Origin of the sequence: Luteimonas huabeiensis HB2 (genome assembly GCF_000559025.1) — a bacterium.
Classification (GTDB): Bacteria; Pseudomonadota; Gammaproteobacteria; order Xanthomonadales; family Xanthomonadaceae; genus Luteimonas; species Luteimonas huabeiensis.
Genome location: NZ_JAAN01000014.1, coordinates 1 through 19191, shown reverse-complemented (window position 1 = coordinate 19191; position 19191 = coordinate 1). Strand labels below are relative to the sequence as shown.

Annotated in this window: 14 protein-coding genes and 1 pseudogene; 4 read left to right on the top strand and 11 right to left on the bottom strand. The window is 70.1% G+C overall.

From position 1 onward, the window contains the following. Positions 1-13 precede the first annotated feature (13 nt). The 5 genes from Z164_RS0104100 to Z164_RS0104080 all read right to left on the bottom strand — a co-directional run bounded on the left by Z164_RS0104100 (position 14) and on the right by Z164_RS0104080 (position 7325). Positions 14-916 carry a TrmH family RNA methyltransferase gene (locus Z164_RS0104100; protein ID WP_425477211.1) on the bottom strand — a complete coding sequence of 301 codons (903 nt, stop codon included), beginning with the start codon at positions 914-916 and terminating at the stop codon, positions 14-16. Then, a complete protein-coding gene (locus Z164_RS0104095) occupies positions 892-2388 on the bottom strand; it encodes an alanine/glycine:cation symporter family protein (RefSeq protein ID WP_024889467.1) in 1497 nt (498 codons plus the stop codon). The genes Z164_RS0104100 and Z164_RS0104095 overlap by 25 nt, the downstream gene beginning before the upstream one ends. 111 nt (positions 2389-2499) lie before the next feature. Next, positions 2500-3057 (bottom strand): GNAT family N-acetyltransferase, encoded by a 558-nt coding sequence (locus Z164_RS0104090; RefSeq protein ID WP_024889466.1) that lies wholly within the window; start codon positions 3055-3057, stop codon positions 2500-2502. An 84-nt stretch (positions 3058-3141) separates the two neighbouring features. Beyond that, positions 3142-6276, bottom strand: coding sequence for an efflux RND transporter permease subunit (locus Z164_RS0104085; RefSeq protein WP_024889465.1), 3135 nt, complete (start codon positions 6274-6276; stop codon positions 3142-3144). Beyond that, positions 6273-7325 carry an efflux RND transporter periplasmic adaptor subunit gene (locus Z164_RS0104080; protein WP_024889464.1) on the bottom strand — a complete coding sequence of 351 codons (1053 nt, stop codon included), beginning with the start codon at positions 7323-7325 and terminating at the stop codon, positions 6273-6275. Before Z164_RS0104080 ends, Z164_RS0104085 begins: the two co-directional genes overlap by 4 nt. Positions 7326-7567: 242 nt before the next feature. Here Z164_RS0104080 and cysK point away from each other — a divergent pair, with 242 nt between their 5' ends. Continuing rightward, positions 7568-8527, top strand: a complete 960-nt coding sequence (cysK, locus tag Z164_RS0104075) for a cysteine synthase A (protein WP_024889463.1) — start codon at positions 7568-7570, stop codon at positions 8525-8527. A 364-nt stretch (positions 8528-8891) separates the two neighbouring features. Here the strand turns inward: cysK and Z164_RS0104070 are convergent, their stop codons facing one another. From Z164_RS0104070 to gap, 5 genes are all read right to left on the bottom strand, one after another. Next, positions 8892-9902, bottom strand: a complete 1011-nt coding sequence (locus Z164_RS0104070) for a class I fructose-bisphosphate aldolase (protein WP_024889462.1) — start codon at positions 9900-9902, stop codon at positions 8892-8894. A gap of 199 nt (positions 9903-10101) precedes the next feature. Beyond that, positions 10102-11571, bottom strand: coding sequence for a pyruvate kinase (gene pyk, locus Z164_RS0104065; RefSeq protein ID WP_024889461.1), 1470 nt, complete (start codon positions 11569-11571; stop codon positions 10102-10104). A gap of 97 nt (positions 11572-11668) precedes the next feature. Then, the gene (locus Z164_RS0104060; RefSeq protein WP_024889460.1) at positions 11669-12313 is read right to left on the bottom strand and encodes an HAD hydrolase-like protein; all 645 of its coding nucleotides are present in this window, start codon (positions 12311-12313) and stop codon (positions 11669-11671) included. Then, positions 12310-13485 (bottom strand): phosphoglycerate kinase, encoded by a 1176-nt coding sequence (locus Z164_RS0104055; RefSeq protein WP_024889459.1) that lies wholly within the window; start codon positions 13483-13485, stop codon positions 12310-12312. Before Z164_RS0104055 ends, Z164_RS0104060 begins: the two co-directional genes overlap by 4 nt. 411 nt (positions 13486-13896) lie before the next feature. After that, positions 13897-14901, bottom strand: a complete 1005-nt coding sequence (gene gap, locus Z164_RS0104050) for a type I glyceraldehyde-3-phosphate dehydrogenase (protein WP_024889458.1) — start codon at positions 14899-14901, stop codon at positions 13897-13899. Between the two features lie 182 nt (positions 14902-15083). On the opposite strand from gap, the gene Z164_RS0104045 reads away from it, so the two are divergent. From Z164_RS0104045 to Z164_RS19995, 3 genes and pseudogenes are all read left to right on the top strand, one after another. Then, positions 15084-15704, top strand: a complete 621-nt coding sequence (locus tag Z164_RS0104045; RefSeq protein WP_024889457.1) for an OmpW/AlkL family protein — start codon at positions 15084-15086, stop codon at positions 15702-15704. 71 nt (positions 15705-15775) lie between these two features. Further along, positions 15776-16612 carry a S1/P1 nuclease gene (locus tag Z164_RS0104040; RefSeq protein ID WP_024889456.1) on the top strand — a complete coding sequence of 279 codons (837 nt, stop codon included), beginning with the start codon at positions 15776-15778 and terminating at the stop codon, positions 16610-16612. Between the two features lie 226 nt (positions 16613-16838). Then, positions 16839-17872 (top strand): annotated as a pseudogene (locus tag Z164_RS19995) (IS481 family transposase). A gap of 658 nt (positions 17873-18530) precedes the next feature. Here the strand turns inward: Z164_RS19995 and Z164_RS23220 are convergent. After that, on the bottom strand, positions 18531-19191 hold a 661-nt coding region (locus Z164_RS23220; protein ID WP_236621743.1), incomplete at its 5' end, for an RHS repeat-associated core domain-containing protein.

Sequence of the window (19191 nt, the reverse complement as noted above, 5' to 3'; positions counted from 1 at the left end):
CCGCGCCGGGCCGCTACCCGGCCGCGGCGCCGCGCCAGGCGGCCAGCAGTACCGCGGTCGCGGCCGCCACGTTGAGGCTCTCGACCGCGCCGGTACCGGGAATCGACAGCCGCAGGTCGCAGGCCGCGGCCAGCGCCGGGTCCATGCCCTCGCCCTCGGCGCCGAGCACGTAGACCAGCCGCGCCGGCAACGCGGCGGCGAAGAGATCGTCGCCGCCGCGCACCACGGTCGCGGCCAGGCGGAAGCCGGCGCCGTGCAGGCGCTCGATCGAGTCCCGCGGCGGCCCCAGGCGTACCAGCGGCACCGCTTCGGCGCCGCCCTCGGCCACGCGCGCGGCGGCGCCGGACAGCCCCGGCGCATGCTCGGGCAGCAGCACCGCGGCCACGCCGAAGTGCGCGGCCGCGCGCAGGATCGCGCCCAGGTTGTGCGGGTTGCCCACCCCGTCCAGCCACAGCAGGCACTGCCGACCGGCGCCGAGCGCCGGCAGCCAGTCGGCCAGCGGCGGCACCGGCGCGCGCAGCACGTCGGCGATCACGCCCTCGTGGTGGCCGCTGCCGGCGAGCCTGCCGAGATCGGCCTCGTCGACCACGCGGTAGCCGACGCGCTGCGCCACGCACCACTTCAGCAGCGGCTGCAGCTGCGGGATGCGCGCCTGCGCCAGGTACAGCTTGCGGATCGCCTCCGGCCGGCGCGCGAACACGGCCTGCACCGCGTTGAAGCCGTACACGCGCTGCTCGTCGCGGCGGGCCGGATGCGCGGGCGCGGCCTCGGCGGTCGCGGACCGCGGCTCCGGTTCGCGACGCGGCGGGCGCGGCGCGTCGGACGGCCCGGCCGCGGCACGGCGCCCGCCGCCGCGGCGCCAGGGGTCTCCGCCGCCGGGGCCCTGCCCGCTCACGCCTGGCCGCGCTTGACCCAGAAGTCGGCGTTGGGGATGCCGAGCTTCAGCGGATCGAACACCGGGTCCAGCCCCATCTTCTTCTGCGCCTCGTAGTCGCGCAGCGCCAGCAACGCCGGCTTCTGCAGCAGCAGGATCGCCACGATGTTGAGCCAGGCCATGGCGCCCACGCCGAGGTCGCCGAAGGTCCAGGCCATCTCCGCGGTGCGCACGGAACCGAAGATCGTCATCCCGACCAGCGCCAGCCGCAGCGCCAGGCGCGCCAACGGCTTCACCTTGTGGCCGCTGACGTAGGTCAGGTTGGTCTCGGCCATGTAGTAATAGGCCATGATCGTGGTGAACGCGAAGAAGAACAGCGCGATCGCGACGAAGCCCGCGCCCCAGCCCGGCAGCACGGATTCGATGCCCGCCTGCGCGAAGCCGGAGCCCGCCTGCACGCCGGGCAGCGCTTCCTGCAGCATCTGCCCGTCCGGCAGCTGCACGTTGTACATGCCGGTGGCCAGGATCAGGAACGCGGTCGAGGTGCACACCAGCATGGTGTCGAAGTAGATCGCCCAGGCCTGCACGTAGCCCTGCTTGGCCGGGTGCGAGACCTCGGCCGCGGCGGCGGCGTGCGGGCCGGTGCCCTGCCCGGCCTCGTTGGCGTAGATGCCGCGCTTGACGCCCCATTCGATCGCCAGGCCCAGCATCGCGCCGAAGCCGGCGTGCACGCCGAAGGCGCTTTCGAAGATGATCCGGAACATCTGCGGCACGAACTCCGCGTTGAGGACCATCACCACCACCGCCATCAGGATGTAGCCGATGGCCATGAAGGGCACCACCACCTCGGCGAAGGCGGCGATGCGCTTGACCCCGCCGAAGATGATGACCGCCAGCAGCAGGCCGACCACGATGCCGATGCCGAGCTTCAGCGCGAACACCGCGTCCACGCCGAACCATTGGCCCTGCAGGCTCGGGCACAGCGTGGTGCCCTGGCAGAAGTTGACCGCGCTATCGGCGATCGCGTTGGCCTGCACGCCCGGCATCAGCACGCCGGTGGCGACGATGGTGGCCAGCGCGAACGCCCAGGCGTACCACTTCAGGCCCAGGCCTTTCTCGATGTAGTACGCGGGGCCGCCGCGATAGCGGCCCTCGTTGTCTTTTTCCTTGTAGATCTGCGCCAGGCAGCACTCGACGTACGAGGTGGAGGCGCCCAGGAAGCCCATCACCCACATCCAGAACACCGCGCCGGGACCGCCGAAGGCGATCGCGGTGGCGACGCCGGCGATGTTGCCGATGCCGATGCGGCCGGACATCGACAGCGCCAGCGCCTGGAACGAGGACACGCCCGCGTCCGAGCTCTGGCCCTTGAAGGTCAAGCGGGTCATCTCGGCGAAGCCTCGCACCTGCATGAAGCGCGTGCGGAAGGAAAACCACAGGCCGGCGCCCAGGCACAGCGCGATCAGCGCCTTGCTCCAGATCAGGCCGTTGAGGGCGGTGAGCAACTGGTCCATCGATCCTGGCTCCGGCTGGGGCGTATGACGCGGGCGACGCGCGAAAGTCCGATTTTTTCACAATCGGGCCGTCGAATGCGATGCCGCGGGCGCGGCGGCGCGCCGGCCACGCTATCTGTCCGTGCCTTCCGGGGGACGCAGCAGGCCGAACACGCGCAGGTCGTGCAGGCCGTCGGGCTTGGGGATCGCGCCGCGCAGCAGCCCCTCCTCGACGAAGCCGTTGAGCTGCAGCACCCGCGCCGAGGCCGGGTTGATGTCGAGGACGGTCGCCTGCACCCGCAACAGCCGCAGCGCCTGCATGGCCCAGGGCAGGTACAGGGCGACCGCCCGGCGCATTACTCCGCGTCCCCAGTGCGCGCGGCCGAGCCAGTAGCCGAGCTCGCCGCTATGGTCGCGCTCGCCCCGGCCCTGGCGGATGGCGATGCTGCCGCAGGCCTCGCCCCCGATCTCGATCGCCAGCACCGGCTCGTCCAGGTCGACCACCCGCCCGGCCAGGAACGCCTCGCCGTCGGCGCGGGTGTAGGGATTCGGGAAGCGGTCGCTGAGCCCGCGCACCACCAGCGGGTCGTCGGCGTGCCGCAGCAGCGCGTCGAGGTCGCCGGCGCGCCAGCGGCGCAGCGCGAAGCCTTCGCCTTCCAGGCGCACATGGTCCCAGCGCGAGGACGCCATCGGTCGGGTCTCCTGTCGGGTCGGATCGGGCCCAGAGTGCAATTTTTCGCCGGGAGTTGCACTCCGGCCCCGATCCGGCTCGGCTCAGGCGTGCCCGCCGACGGGCGGGGTCTCCGCCTCCAGCCGCGCCAGCTCCTGCGCGAGGGCCTCCGGGGAGCGGGTGAACGGGGCCAGCAGCGCGTAGAACGCCGGCACCACGAACAGCGACAGCAGGGTCGAGAACGCCACGCCGAAGATCACCACCACGCCGATCGTGGCGCGGCTGGCCGAGCCGGGTCCGCCGGCCACGACCAGCGGGATCGCGCCCATGATGGTCGCCATCGAGGTCATCAGGATCGGCCGCAGGCGCACCGCCGAGGCTTCCACGATCGCGTCGCGCACGCTCTTGCCCTCGTCGCGCAGCTGGTTGGCGAACTCCACGATCAGGATGCCGTTCTTCGCCGCCAGGCCGATCAGCATGACGATGCCGATCTGGCTGAAGAGGTTCAGCGTGCCGCCGGTCGCCCACAGGCCGAGCAGCGCGCCGACCACCGCCAGCGGCACGGTCAGCATGATCGAGAACGGATGCACGAAGCTCTCGAACTGCGCGGCCAGGACCAGGTAGACGATCAGCAGCGCCATGCCGAAGGTCAGCAGCACCGCGGCGCCCGCCTCCTGGAACTCGCGGCTCTCGCCCTTCCAGTCCACCTGGGCGTAGTCCGGCAGCTCTTCCGCGGCGACCCGGTAGGTCCACTCCAGCGCCTCGCCCATGGTGTAGCCGGGGGCGAGCCCGGCGCTGATGGTGATCGCGCGCATGCGGTTGAAGCGGTTGAAGCTGCCGGGCTCGGCGATCTCGCTGATGGCGACCAGGTTCGACAGCGGCACCAGCATCCCGTCGCGGCCGCGCACGTAGGTGCCGGCGAGGTCGTCGGGGGACATGCGCCGTTCGCGGTCGGCCTGCAGGACGACGTCGTATTCCTCGCCGTTGTCGACGAAGGTGGTGACCTGGCGCTGGCCCATCATGGTCTCCAGCGTGCGCCCGATCTCCTGCACCGACACGCCGAGGTCGGCCGCGCGCGCGCGGTCGATGTCCACCCGCATCTGCGGACGGGTCTCCTTGTAGTCGGAGTCCGGATCCTGGATGCCGGGATTGTCGCGCATGCGCAGCAGCATGCGGTCGCGCCACAGCGCCAGCTCGGCGTAGTCCGGCCCGCCCAGCACCAGCTGGTAGCGCTGGCCGCGGCTGCTGACCAGGCCGCCGGGCACGTTGGCGCGCGCCTGCACGCCCGGCAGCGCGGCGAACTCCGCGCGCAGCTGCTCGACCACGTCGCTGGTGCTGGCGTCGCGTTCCCGCCAGTCGCTCAGGAACACGATCATCTGCCCGGTGTGCATGTCCTCGCTGCCGCCCCAGCCGCGCGGCACGCGCGAGTTGGCCCGCTCGATCGGCCCGTTCTCGCCGACGTAGCGCTGGAAGATCCGCTCGACCTCCTGCATCTGCGACACCGTGTAGTCGAAGCCGGCGCCCTCCGGCGCGTCGATGCCGACCGCGAAGCGGCCGCGGTCCTCGGCGGGCGACAGCTCGGCCGGCACCCGCGCCATCAGCAACGCCGCCACCAGCGCGCAGCCGGCCATCGCCAGCCCCACCAGCAACAGCAGGCGCCCGCGCGCCAGCCCCACCACCCGGCCCACGCCGCGCCCGTAGCCGTCGCTGAGCCGGGCGAGCTGGCGGTTCACCCAGGCATTGAGCCCCCGCGGGCTGCGGTGCGGGCGCAGCAGCTTGGAGCACATCATCGGCGTCAGCGTCAGCGCCACGAATGCCGACAGCGCCACCGCGCAGGCCAGCGCCACCGACAGCTCGCGGAACAGCCGGCCCGAGTTGCCCTCCATGAAGCCCACCGGCAGGAACACCGCGACCAGCACCGCCGTGGTGGCGATCACCGCGAAGGCGACCTGCGCGGTGCCGCGGCGCGCGGCCACCAGCGGCGGCTCGCCGAGGTCGACGCGGCGCTGCACGTTCTCCAGCACGATGATCGCGTCGTCCACCACCAGCCCGATGCACAGCACCAGCGCCAGCAGGGTCAGCAGGTTGATCGAGAAGCCGAACGCGTACAGGCCGATGAAGGCCGCGACCAGGCACACCGGCACCGTGACCGCCGGGATGATCGCCGCGCGCAGGCTGCCCAGGAACAGCCAGATCACCACGAACACCAGCGCCATGGCCTCGGCCAGGGTCCAGTACACGCGGCCGATCGCGGCGTCGATGAACACCGTGTTGTCCGCGGCCACGAAGATCTCGGTGCCCTCGGGCAGCGTCTGCTGGATGCGTTCGGCCTCCGCGCGCGCCGCGCGCGCCACGTCGAGCGCGTTGGCGGTGGAGGTGCGCACGATCCCCAGGCCGACGTTGGGCACCGAGTTGCTGCGCATGTAGGAACGGCGCTCGGCCGAGCCCAGTTCGACGCGCGCCACGTCGCCCAGGCGGACCACGTAGCCGTCGTCGCCGCGGCGCAACGGGATCTGCGCGAACTGCGCGGGTTCCCGGTAGCCGCGCTCCACGCGCAGGGTGAAGTCGCGGGTCTGCGACTCGATGCGGCCGGCCGGCAGCTCGACGTTCTCGCTGCGCAGCGCCGCCTCCACGTCGGCGGCGGTGACCCCGCGCGCGGCCATCGCGTCGCGGTCGAGCCAGATGCGCATCGCATAGCGCTGCGCGCCGCTGAGCTGCACCCGCGCCACGCCGTCGAGCGCGGACAGGCGATCGACCACGTAGCGGTCGGCGTAGTCGCTGAGCTCCATGGTGTCCATGGCGCTGGAGCGCATGTTCAGCCACATGATCGCGTCCGCGTCCGCCTCGACCTTGGAGACCTCGGGCGGGTCGGCCTCTTCCGGCATGCGGTCCATGACCCGGCTGATGGCGTCGCGCACGTCGTTGGCGGCCGCCTCGATGTCGCGGGTGACGTTGAACTCGATGGTCACGTCGGAGCTGCCGTTGCGGCTGCGCGACTCGATCGTGCGGATGCCCTCGATGCCGGCCAGGGCGTCCTCGAGGATCTGGGTGATGCGGGTCTCGACCACCGCCGCCGAGGCGCCGGGATAGCGCACCTCGACCGACACGATCGGCGGGTCGATGTTGGGCAGCTCGCGCACCGTCAGCCGGGTGAAGGCCATGATGCCCAGCGCGATCAGCAGCAGGCTGACCACGGCCGCGAACACCGGCCGGCGGATCGAGAGATCGGAGAGCTTCATTCCGGCTCCGCCGGCGCGACGGCCGGCGGCTCGGCCTGCTGGGCCCGCGCTTCCTGCACCGTGCCCTCCACGATCCGCATGCCCGGCCGCAGCTTGCCCACGCCGTCGACGACGATGCGGGTCCCCGGCTCCAGCCCCTCGACGACCTCGGCCAGTCCCTCGCCGCGCACGCCGATGGCCACCGGCAACTGTTCGACGGTCTCGTCTTCGAGCACGCGGTAGACGAAGGTGTCGCGGCCGACCTGCACCACCGCCAGCTCCGGGATCATCAGCGCCTCGCGGCTGGCCTGCTGCAGGCTCACCTGCACCAGCATGCCCGGCCGCAGCCGCCGGTCGGGATTGTCGAACGCGCCGCGCACGACCACCGCGCGCGACGCCGGATCGATGCGCGCATCGATCGTCTGCACCACGCCCTCGAACACCTGCCCCGGCCAGGCCGCGGTGCGGCCGATCACCCGTTGCCCGGGCATGACGCGCGAGAACTGGGTCTCCGGTACCGGGAAGTCCACGTAGACCGAACCGATGTCGTCCAGGGTGGCGATCGGCGTGCCCGGGGTGACCAGGGCGCCGGGGCTGACCTGGCGCAGGCCCAGCACGCCGGCGAAGGGCGCGCGGATGGTGCGGTCGCCGATGTTGGCGCGCATCTCCGCGACATTGGCGCGGGCGGCGTCGCGCGTGGCGCGCAAGGTGTCCAGCGAGGCGCGCGCGATCAGCTGCTGCGCGGCCAGCTCCTGCCCGCGCAGGTACTGCTGCTCGGCTTCCACCCGCGCCGCCTCGGCCGCCTGCAGGGTGGCCTGCTGCTGGTTGCCGGTCAGCTCCACCAGCACGGTGCCCGCCGCGACCTCGTCGCCGCTGTCGAAGTGGACGCGCTGCACCGTCTCGCTGACCTTGGCGGTGACGGTCACCGACTCGCGCGCCTGCACCGTGCCCAGCGCCGCGACGCTGTCGTTCCATTGCCGGGGCTGGGCCACGGTGGTGGTCACCGGCACCGCGGCGGCGCCCTGCGCCGCTCCGGATTCGCCCCCGCCGCCGCAGCCCGCCAGGGCCATGAATGCGAGTAGCGCGAGGGCCCGGCGGGCGCATGGGCCGGGACGGAGGCGGGAGACAGCCTGGGACAAGGGGAAAACCTTCACGAGCCGCGAAAACCGGCCGATCTTACCCGCCGCGCCGTGACGCCGAGCATGCCATTAGCTGGTGCGGAAAAAACAGCGTTCCATGTCAACCGCTCGCCCGCTGGCGCGTTTTGCCCCAGTCTGGGCGGACCGCGCACCGCGCTCCCACGAGGCAGACCATGGCCCTGTACGACAGCATTCTCGATACCGTCGGCAACACCCCCGTCGTCCGCCTGCACCGGATCGGCCCCGGCCACGTCGAACTCTACGCCAAGGTGGAGAGCTTCAACCCCGGCGGCTCGGTGAAGGACCGCCTCGCGCTGGCCATCATCCTCGATGCCGAGCGCCGCGGCCTGCTCAAGCCCGGCGACACCGTGGTCGAAGCCACCTCCGGCAACACCGGCGTCGCCCTGGCGATGGTCTGCGCCGCGCGCGGCTACAAGTTCGTGGCCACGATGGTCGAGACCTTCTCGATCGAGCGCCGCAAGCTGATGCGCGCCTACGGCGCCCGGGTGATCCTGACCCCGGCCGCCGAGCGCGGCAGCGGCATGGTGCGCAAGGCCGAGGAGCTGGCCAAGGAGCACGGCTGGTTCCTGGCCCGCCAGTTCCAGAACCCGGCCAACCCGGCCTACCACCGCAACACCACCGCCGCCGAGATCCTGCGCGACTTCGCGGGCCGCCGGCTCGACCACTTCGTCACCGGCTGGGGCACCGGCGGCACCCTGACCGGGGTGGCGCAGGTGCTGCGCGTGGCGCGGCCGGAGGTCCGGGTGACCGCGGCCGAGCCCGCCTCGGCCTCGCTGCTGCAGGGCAAGGACTGGGCGCCGCACAAGATCCAGGGCTGGACCCCGGACTTCGTGCCCGAGGTGCTCGACCGCGAGGCCGCACACCGGCTGCTGTCTGTGACCGATGCCGAGGCCATCGACACCGCCCGCCGGCTGGCGACCGAGGAAGGCATCTTCGTCGGCATCTCCGCAGGCGCCACCCTGGCCGCGGCGCTGACCGTCGCAAAGGAGGCCGAAGACGGCGCCGTGGTGCTGGCGATGCTGCCCGACACCGGCGAGCGCTACTTCTCCACCCCGCTGTTCGAGGGCATCAACGAAGGCTCCGACGACGACTGGCTGGCCGGGCTGCCCTAGGAGCGTGGGCGGCAGAAGCCGTCCGGGCTGCGAAGCCACCTGCGCGGTCCAGCTTTCCGCCGCTTATTGGCCTGTAGTCCCCCCTACAGGCCGGCGAAGCGGCGATAACCTGGCCTCGCGCAGGCGACTTCTCGCCTCGAACGTTTCTACCGCCCACGCTCCTAGCGGCCAGCTCCCAGGCCAGCGCGGCGGCCGCGGCGGGCGGCCCCGGCGCCGCGTCCCGGACCGCGAGCGCGACGTGCAGCCGGCCGGGGCCGGCGGGCACGGGGGCCAGGCCGCGGTCTCCGGTACGCACCGCCGCCCAGGTTGAACGCGAAGACGCCGGCGCGAGCGCCGGCGTCCTGGACCGCACGGATCGGGGGAATCAGGCCCCGCGCGACCACTGGCCGAGCGCGGCCAGGCCGTTGTCGCGGGCGCGCGCGTAGACGGTCTCCTGCGCCTTGGCGACGTTGCCCACCAGGTCCTCGGACCACAGCTTCAGCGCGGCCTGCTGCATGGCGCGGCCGTAGGAGAACGACAGCGGCCACGGGTTCGGCCCCATGCGGTTCATCGCGTCCAGGTGCGCGGTCGCGTCCTCGTCGGACTGCCCGCCGGACAGGAACACGATCCCGGGCAGGATCGCCGGCACCGCCGACTTCAGGCACATCAGGGTGGAGGAGGCGACCTCGTCCACGCTGGCGGTCTCGCCGCTGTCCTTGCCCGGCAGCACCATCGACGCCTTGAGGATCGTGCCCTCGAGCATGACGTTGTGGTTGTACAGCGCGTCGAACAGCGAGCGCAGGGTGACCTCGGTGACCTCGTAGCAGGTCTCGATGTCGTGGTCGCCGTCCATCAGCACCTCCGGCTCCACCATCGGCACCAGGCCGTTCTCCTGGCACAGCGCGGCGTAGCGGGCCAGCGCGTGGCTGTTGGCCTCGATGCAGGTGCCGGAGGGGATGTCCTCGCCGATGGTGATGACCGCGCGCCACTTGGCGAAGCGCGCGCCGAGCTTGTAGTACTCCTTCAGGCGATCGCGCAGGCCGTCCAGGCCCTCGGTCACCACCTCGCCGGGGAAGCCGGCCAGCGGATGGGTGCTCTTGTCGACCTTGATGCCCGGGATGATGCCGTTGTCGGCCATCACCTTGGTGAAGGGCACGCCGTCCTTGGTGGACTGGCGGATGGTCTCGTCGAACAGGATCGCGCCGCTGATGTAGTCGCCCAGCTTCGGCGTGGTCAGCAGCAGCTCGCGGTAGGCGCGACGGTTCTCCTCGTTGTTGGGGATGCCCACGCCGGCGAAGCGCTTGGCGATGGTCGAGGTCGATTCGTCGATGGCGATGATGCCCTTGCCCGCGGCGACCATGGCCTGGGCGGTTTCGGCAAGCTGTTCGATGCTCATGTCGTGGTTCCGGCTCGGGCTGGGAAAGGCCCGCGATTATAGCCCGGCCCCGCGCCGCGGCCTGCCGCGACGCCGCAGGCGCGCTCGACCGCCTGCGGGCGGTCGTGGCCGGCCGGCAGCCAGGCTGGCGTCCGCTGCCGCGGTCGGCGCCGGGGGCCTCGGCGCCGACCGCGCCCGAGGCGAGGCGAATCGGCGCGCCCTACAGCTCTCCCAGCCCCTCGGCGCGGCCGTCCGCGCCCACCTGCAGCAGACGCAGGGTGTTGGTGGCGCCGTGGGTCTCCATGTGCTCGCCGCTGGTGAACACCACCCGGTCACCCGCCGACAGCATGCCAGCCTCCACCAGTTGCTGGATGCTGCCGCGCGCGGCCTGGCGCGGGGTCTGCCCGCGGCTGTCGTAGTCGAACGCGAACACGTCGCGCATCAGCCGCATGCGTCGGCGCGCGCCCGGATGGCGCGAGAACGCGTACACCGGCGCGTTGGAGCGGAAACGGGAAAGGAAGCGCGCGGTGCCGCCGGACTCGGTCATCGCCACGATCGCGCGCACGCCGATGTGCTCGGTGAGGAACATCGCCGCCATCGCGATCGCCTGGTCGGCGCGCTCCAGGTTGCGCGGCGCGTGCTCGAAATCGGTGTCGTGGCTGAACTGCCGCTCGGCGCCCAGGCAGACCCGCGCCATCGCCTCCACCGCGCGCACCGGGAAGCTGCCGGCGGCGGTCTCGGCCGACAGCATCACCGCGTCGGTGCCGTCGATGACCGCGTTGGCCACGTCCAGCACCTCGGCGCGGGTCGGGATCGGCGAATCCACCATCGACTGCAGCATCTGGGTGGCGGTGATGACCACGCGGTCGCGGGCGAGCGATTCGCGGATGATCTTCTTCTGCAGGCCCGGCAGTTCGGCATCGCCGATCTCCACGCCCAGGTCGCCGCGCGCGACCATCACCACGTCGCTGGCGTCGATGATCTCGCCCAGGTTCTCGATCGCCTCGGCGCGCTCGATCTTGGACACCAGCGCGGCGTCGCTGCCGGCCGCGCGCGCCAGCGTCCGCGCCTCCTCCATGTCGGCGGCGTTGCGGCAGAACGACACGGCGATGAAATCGACGTCGAGCTCCGCGGCGACCGCGATCAGCGCGCGGTCGTGGTCGGTCAGCGCGCCCAGCGACAGCCCGCCGCCGAGCCGGTTGAGGCCCTTGCGGTCCGACAGCACGCTGTCGTTGAGCACCGTGGTGACGATCCGCGGGCCCTCGATGGACTCCACCCGCAGCTGCACCACGCCGTCGTCGAGCAGCAGGATGTCGCCGGCGCGCAGATCGGCAGGCAGGCCCAGGTAGCTAACGCCCACCTGGCGCGCGTCGCCGGGCGGCGCGTCCTCGCTGGCAAGCAGGTCGAAGCGCTCGCCCGCGCGCAACTGCACCTTGCCCTCGGCGAAGCGCTCGATGCGGATCTTCGGCCCCGGCAGGTCGGCGAGGATGCCGACCTCGGTGCCCACCCGCTGCGCCGCCTCGCGCACCGCCTGCGCGCGCGCCTTCTGCGCGGCCGGATCGCCGTGCGAGAAATTGAGCCGGACCACGTCGACCCCGGCGCGCAGGATCGCGTCGAGCACGCCGGGCGCGTCGGTGGCGGGGCCGAGGGTGGCGAGGATACGGGTGCGGCGGCGTTGGATCGGGGTCATGGGCGCTCTTCTCCGGCGAACCGGGAAAGCTAGCACAGGCCGATGTCGCCGATTCAGTACCCCGGCGGATGTCGAGCCGCCGGGGCCGGCGCCGCGCTCAGACCGCCAGCGCGGGCAGTTCCGCGGGCGCTGCGGCCAGCGCGTCGGCGCCCGCCGCGCGCAGCTCGGCCTCGTCGCCGAAGCCCCACAGCACGCCGATGCTGCGCATGCCGTGGTGGCGCGCACCCTCGATGTCCATGCGGCGGTCGCCGATCATCCGGCAGGCGGCCGGCGCCAGCGACAGCCGCGACAGCGCCTCGGCGATCAGCGCATCCTTGTAGCGGCGGCTGCCGTCCTCGCTCGCGCCCACGACCGTCTCGAACGCCGCGCCGAACGGCAGCGCCTCGACGATGCGGCGGGCGAAGCGCTCGTTCTTGGAGGTCGCCACCGCCAGCCGGTGGCCGGCCGCGCGCAGCGCCTCGACCGCCGCCGCGATGCCCGGGTAGACCCGCACCTCGCGCCAGCCCTGACGGTCGTAGCGCTCGCGGTACAGCGCCAGCGCGCGCCGGGTGCGGGCGGCGTCGCCGGCGAACAGGCGGTCGAAGCTGTCCACCAGCGGCGGCCCGATCCAGCCCCGCAACACCTCGCGCGGCAGGGCCGGCTCGCCCATCGCCGCCAGCGCGTGGGCGATGCCGCCCAGGATGCCGGCCTCGGAATCGACCAGGGTGCCGTCGAGATCGAAGAACAGCGTGTCGCGGCTCACCCCGCACGGGCCTCCAGCGCCGCGACCGCCGGCAGCGTCTTGCCTTCCAGGAATTCCAGGAACGCACCGCCGCCGGTGGAGATGTAGCTCAGGTCGCCGGCGATGCGGTACTTGTCCACCGCCGCCAGGGTGTCGCCGCCGCCGGCGATCGAGAACGCATGGCTGTGCGCGATGGCCTTGGCCACCGCCTCGGTGCCCTTGGCGAAGGCATCGAACTCGAACACGCCGACCGGCCCGTTCCACACCACCGTGCCGGATTCGCCGACCATCTCCGCGTAGCGGCGCGCGGTCCTGGGGCCGATGTCGAGAATCAGCTCGTCCGCCTCCACCGCCTCCACCGGCTTCACCGTGGCCTCGGCATCGGGCAGGAACTGCCGGGCCACCACCACGTCCTCCGGGATCGGGATCTCGGCGCCCTTGGCGCGGGCCTCGGCGAGGATGCGCTGCGCGGTCTCCAGCAGCTCCGGCTCGTGCAGCGACTTGCCGACGGCATGGCCCTGCGCGGCGATGAAGGTGTTGGCGATGCCGCCGCCGACGATCAGCTGGTCCACCTGGTCCACTAGGCGGGTCAGCAGCTCCAGCTTGGTGGAGACCTTGCTGCCGCCGACGATCGCCAGCAGCGGCCGCGCCGGCTCGTCGAGCGCGCGCGCCAGCGCGTCCAGCTCGGCCATCAGCAGCGGGCCGCCGGCGGCGACCGGCGCGAAGCGGATCACGCCGTGGGTGGAGGCCTGCGCGCGGTGCGCGGTGCCGAAGGCGTCCATGACGAAGACGTCGCACAGCGCGGCGTACTTCCTCGCCAGCACCTCGTCGTCGGCCTTCTCGCCGACGTTCATGCGGCAGTTCTCCAGCAGCACGATCTCGCCCGGCTGCACGTCCACGCCATCGACCCAGTCGCGCACCAGCGGCACCTCGCGCTTCAGCAGCGCCCCCAGGTGCGCCGCCACCGGCGCCAGCGAATCGGCCTCGCTCCACTCGCCCTCCTTCGGGCGGCCCAGGTGGGACATCACCATCACCGCCGCGCCCTGGTCCAGCGCGTGCCGGAGCGTGGGTAGCGAGGCGACGATGCGCTGGTCGGACGCGACGCGGCCGTCTTCGATCGGGACGTTGAGGTCCTGGCGGATCAGCACGCGCTTGCCGGACAGGTCGAGGTCGGTCATGCGGAGGATGGACATGGAATCGCTCGCTCTCGAATTGGGGAAAAGATCCACGGACACATGCCATCCCTGGCGATGCATCCCGGCTTCGGAACGCCCGGCCCGGCCATCCCTGGCCGGGCGCTCGCCGGCGCGGACCGCCGATAGGGCGGTCCGCGTCAGCCCGGCTCGCCCTGCCGGATCAGCACGCGCTTGCCGGACAGGTCGAGGTCGGTCATGCGGAGGATGGACATGGAATCGGTTCCCTCTCGGATGGGTGGGCGCCTTGCGGACGCGCATTGTCGGCCGCCCCGCACGCCACGGCAAACCGCGGAGACGCCGCTCGCCTCCGACGGCGACGGTCCTCCTGCGCCCACATCGCCCGATCCGGGCGCGGAACGAAGAAGCCCCGCTTGCGCGGGGCTTCTTCGGTTCGGCGGTGCGGCGCGCTCAGCCGGCCGCCACCACGCGCACCATCTCCAGGCACTTGTTCGAGTAGCCCCACTCGTTGTCGTACCAGCTCACCACCTTGACGAAGGTGGGATCGAGCTGGATGCCGGCGTCGGCGTCGAAGATGGAGGTGCGCGGATCGGTGCGGAAGTCGGTGGCCACCACCTTGTCCTCGGTGTAGCCCAGGATGCCCTTCAGCGCGCCCTCGCTCTGCGCCTTCATCTCCGCGCAGATCTCCTCGTAGGTCGCCGGCTTCTCCAGCTCCACGGTCAGGTCCACCACCGACACGTCGGAGGTCGGCACGCGGAAGCTCATACCGGTGAGCTTCTTGTTGAGTTCCGGGATCACCACGCCGACCGCCTTGGCCGCGCCCGTGGACGAGGGAATGATGTTCTCGAGGATGCCGCGGCCGCCGCGCCAGTCCTTATTCGACGGGCCGTCCACCGTCTTCTGGGTGGCGGTGGCGGCATGCACGGTGGTCATCAGGCCGCGCTTGATGCCCCACTTGTCGTTGAGCACCTTCGCCACCGGCGCCAGGCAGTTGGTGGTGCACGAGGCGTTGGAAACGATCGCCTGGCCGGCGTAGGTCTCGTGGTTGACGCCGTAGACGAACATCGGCGTGTCGTCCTTCGACGGCGCCGACAGGATCACCTTCTTCGCGCCGGCGTCCAGGTGCTTCTGCGCGGTTTCCTTGGTCAGGAACAGGCCGGTGGACTCGATCACCACGTCCGCGCCGACCTCGTCCCACTTGAGGTTGGCCGGGTCGCGCTCCTGGGTCAGGCGGATGCGCTTGCCGTTGACCACCAGCGTGCCGCCGTCCACCTCCACGCTGCCGTCGAAACGGCCGTGCACGGAGTCGTAGCGCAGCATGTAGGCGAGGTAGTCGGGCTCGAGCAGGTCGTTGATCGCGACGATCTCGATGTCGTCCGCGAAGTTCTGGACCGCAGAACGCAGCACGTTGCGGCCGATGCGGCCGAAGCCGTTGATGCCTACCTTGATCGCCATGTTGGATGACTCCTGCAGCCGCGCGGCGCGGCACGATGGGTGGAGGCGGGCGGGGGACCGCCGGGGAGCGCGGATTTTAGCAGCCCCGGCAGGTTCGCCGTGCCCGCGCCTTGATCCCGATCAAGGTGAACGGGCGCGCGCAAGATGACACTGGCGTTACCCCCAACCACGAGCCACCGACGATGCGACTGCTCTCCGCCTCCCTCCTCGCCCTCCTCGCCGCAGGCGCCGCGCTGCCGGCCGCCGCCCAGTCCGCAGGCGAATGGACCCTCGCCATCGGCGCCCACAGCGTCGACCCCAAGTCCGACAACGGCAGCCTCGCCGACGGCACCCTGCCGGTCTCGGTGGATTCCAGCGTGCGCCCGACCATCGCCTTCGAGTACTTCCTGCGCGACAACCTCGGCCTGGAAGTGCTGGCCGCGCTGCCGTTCCAGCACGACATCGACATCGACGGCCTCGGCACCGTGGGCAGCACCAAGCACCTGCCGCCGACGGTCAGCCTGCAGTACCACTTCAACCAGGGCGGCGCCGTTTCGCCGCTGCTCGGCCTCGGCGTCAACTACACCAAGTTCTTCAGCGAGGACACCGAGGGCGCGCTGGCCGGCAGCGAGCTCGAGCTGGGCGACTCCTGGGGCCTGGCCGCGCACGCGGGCCTGGACTTCAAGGTCGGCGAGCGCGGCGCGATCCGCGTGGACGTGCGCTGGATGGACATCGACAGCAGCGTGCGCCTGGACGGCGCCAAGATCGGCACCGTGAACATCGACCCGTGGGTCTACGGCGCCGCCTACGTGATGACGTTCTGACCGCTCCGCCCGGCCTGCGCCGGGCGGCTCCGACAAGGGGCTGGGCGGGTCGTGCCGGTACACTTGCCGGCATGACCCGTCCTTTTCCGTTCCGTACCGCCGCCCTCGTCCTGTGCGGCCTCGCCCTGGCCTGCGGCGACGCCCTGGCCTGGGGCCCGCGCGGCCACCGCCTGGTCGCCGGCATCGCCGAAGCCGGACTCACCCCCACCGCCCGCGTGCAGGTCGACGCGCTGCTGAAGGGCGAACCCGAGCCGACCCTCGCCGGCGTCGCCAACTGGGCCGACCAGTTGCGCGAGCACGATCCCGACCTGGGCCGCCGCAGCGCGCGCTGGCACTACGTCAACATCGCCGAGTCCGGCTGCCGCTACGACGCCGCGCGCGACTGCCCCGGCGGCGACTGCGTGGTCGAGGCGATCCGTGCCCAGGCCGCGATCCTGGGCGATGCCGCGCAGCCCGTCGAAGCGCGCCGGCAGGCGCTGAAGTTCGTCGTGCACTTCGTCGGCGACGTCCACCAGCCCATGCACGCCGGCTACGCCCGCGACCGCGGCGGCAACACCGTGCAGATCAACCAGCCCGACGGCACCCGCGACGGCTACGGCACCAACCTGCACGCGCTGTGGGACAGCGGCCTGTTCCGCGGCATGGACGAGCGCGAGGCCGACCAGCGCACCCGCCTGCTCGGCCCGTCCCAGGGCCCGGTCGCCGCCGCCCCCGGCGATCCCGCGGCCTGGGCCGAGGCCGCCTGCCGCATCGCCACCACTCAAGGCGTGTACCCGCCCCGCCCGCGGATCGACGGCCGCTACATCGCCACCTGGCGCCCCGTCGCCGAGCGCCAGATCGCGCTCGGCGGCTCGCGGCTGGCCGCGCTGCTCAATGCTGCGCTGGATCCGGCAGCGCGGGGGCCGTAAATGAGGATTGGGTCGGGACCGCACACAGGATCAGACCCTCGCATTGCCGCGAAAAATCAATCTGTTTGTGTTGAGTATTTATCCGAAAGTCCGCCCCTCATAGCTTCCTGAGGGGCGGACACCTGGGTCTTCGGTAGATTGGGGTTACCACACCGATCAACCTCACCGGAGAACCCAGATGTCCGCTGCATCCCAGCGGACCAAGCGCAAGCTGTCCCTGCTGTAATTGGCCGAGGAGCTCGGCAACGTCTCCAAGGCCTGCCAGATCATGGGCTACCACCGAGACTCGTTCTACGAGATCAAGCCCGCCTGCCAAACCGGTGGCGTCGCCGCCCTGGTCGAACAGCGACGAGGTCCGCGCGGGCCGCACCCCAATCGGGCCTCGCCCGATGTCGAGCAAGCCATCCTCGACTTCTGCCTGGCCCACCCCACCAAGGGCTCGCAGTTCGTCGCCAACCAGTTGCGCCCGCAAGGCGTCGAGGTCAGCCAGTCCGGCGTGCGCGGCGTCTGGCAGCGTCACGAATCTACTGCGACGCCGCCAGCGCCTGCTTCGACTGGAAGCCGCCGCCCGCGACACCACCTTCGTCCTGTCCGACGAGCAGATGCGCCTGCTGGAGAAGGCCGGCAGCGACGCCTTGCCACAGCACGTCGAGTCCAATGGCCCTGGGGAACTGCTCAACCAGGACACCTTCTACTGGGGCACCCTCAAGGGCGTGGGCAAGGTCTACGTCCAAGTCGTGGTCGATACCCTTCTGCTCGCTGGCCTTCGCCAAGGTCTACACCAGCAAGATGCCGGTGACCGCCGCCGATACCCTCTACGAGCGCGTGCTGCCGTTCTACGAGGCGCTCGACGTGCCGGTGCAGGCGATTCTGACCGACAACGGCCGCGAGTTCTGCGGAAAGCCCGACAGCCATCCCTACGAGCTGCTGCTGGCCATGGAGGGCATCGAGCATCGCACCACCAAGATCGCCACCCCGCGCACCAACGGATTCGTCGAGCGCATGAACCGTACGCTGCTGGACGCGTGCTCCTGCATCGCCGGACGCCAGACCTGGTACACCCCCCCCGCCGAGATCCAGCGCGACCTCGACACCTTCCTGCGCTACTACAACCTCGAACGCAGCCATCAGGGCTACCGCCTCAAGGGCCGCACGCCGGCTCAAGCCCTGCGCGAGGCGCTCAAGCGCAAGACCCTGCCACCGATCGTTCCAGAGCCCGAGCAGACAACCGAAAACGAAGCTGAGAAACTCATCGCCTGACCGCTGCTACCGACGGCCCAGTGTCGGGTAATTACTCAACTTGTAAACGCACGCGCGATGTCGTGAGCGCATCCAACGAAGAGGAGCGCAACAGGGAACGAGGTCAACAGCCGCCAGATAGTGTCGTGCACGAGCCTCCCGAGGCTCCCTGATATTGGTTCCAACCGTCGATTGGGTGCCCCAGTGGGGCGCGCTGTAACAACAATAAGATCCGCAGCGATTTTGGCCGTGTGCTTTATTGGGCTGCACGAAATGAACCGAATCCGCTACCCCTTAACCGATATTTCTTTAACGAGAATGCCCGTATCCGAACATGAAGACGTGCAGAGCACCCCTTCAGGGCAAAAGTTTGTAACAATCTTCCCAGAAATTCTTACCCATTTCCCACTAAATCTCTCTAGATCTCCCACAAAGTCGTCATCCTTACCGAGAGATATGCAATTCATATCCGATTGCTCTTCCGCTTCCGCATTGGATGCATACAAATTCTTGTCCTCAAATTCGTACTTTATAACGCCACAGACAGCCACATCGGCGCCGCTCACAGAGGCTGAATTCGATAGCACCTGCGTAACACTTTCACATTCTTTGCCCACAGCTTGACCCGTGGATGAACATGAAACCGCCCCGAGCAATGGAAGCACAAGAGTAATCATTCTCATGGTGATTGGGCCCTCTTTTGGAATCGATTGACATCTCTTTGAATTTCCGTTCGATCCTTTGGAGACAGATTTGCGTCATTGAGAACTCGAACTCTGAATTGCCCGCTCACCTTCTCCACTACCACCACATTGCCGTTGTTAACGATGTTGTTTGGGAAGTTCGCGTTTACTGCGATGTCATCGCGAGGCCCCGGGCTAGGATCGGATGTTCCAACAGGGTGGCTATGCCCAATTGCATCAGCCCCTGCTGTACCGCTAATCGTTGACTCGATTACACCGCCATTTACTGCTGACGTTACGGAAAGTGGAGTCGTAGTTACGCTTCCGGAAAAACTTTCATCGAAGCGCACTGCATTCTCAACGTTGCCGGTACTCTCGTAGCTAGGAAGATTAATTACGGCCGCCGCATCAATATTCTGGCTCTGCACGACAGTCTGCGTTCCGGCCTTACTTGCATTGTAGTTTTTCGCCTCAATGCAATCCGGACTCGATCCGCAAGCTTGCCGCCCATCTGGATCAATAAAGCGATAGGGATTGTTGTTCGCGTACCGATAGCGGTGGAACTGGCCGATCGGCTGCTCGTATGCCGTCACCGGATCGACGCTGAGGAACACCCCCAGCATCGGATCGTAATACCGCTGCTGCATGTACACCAGG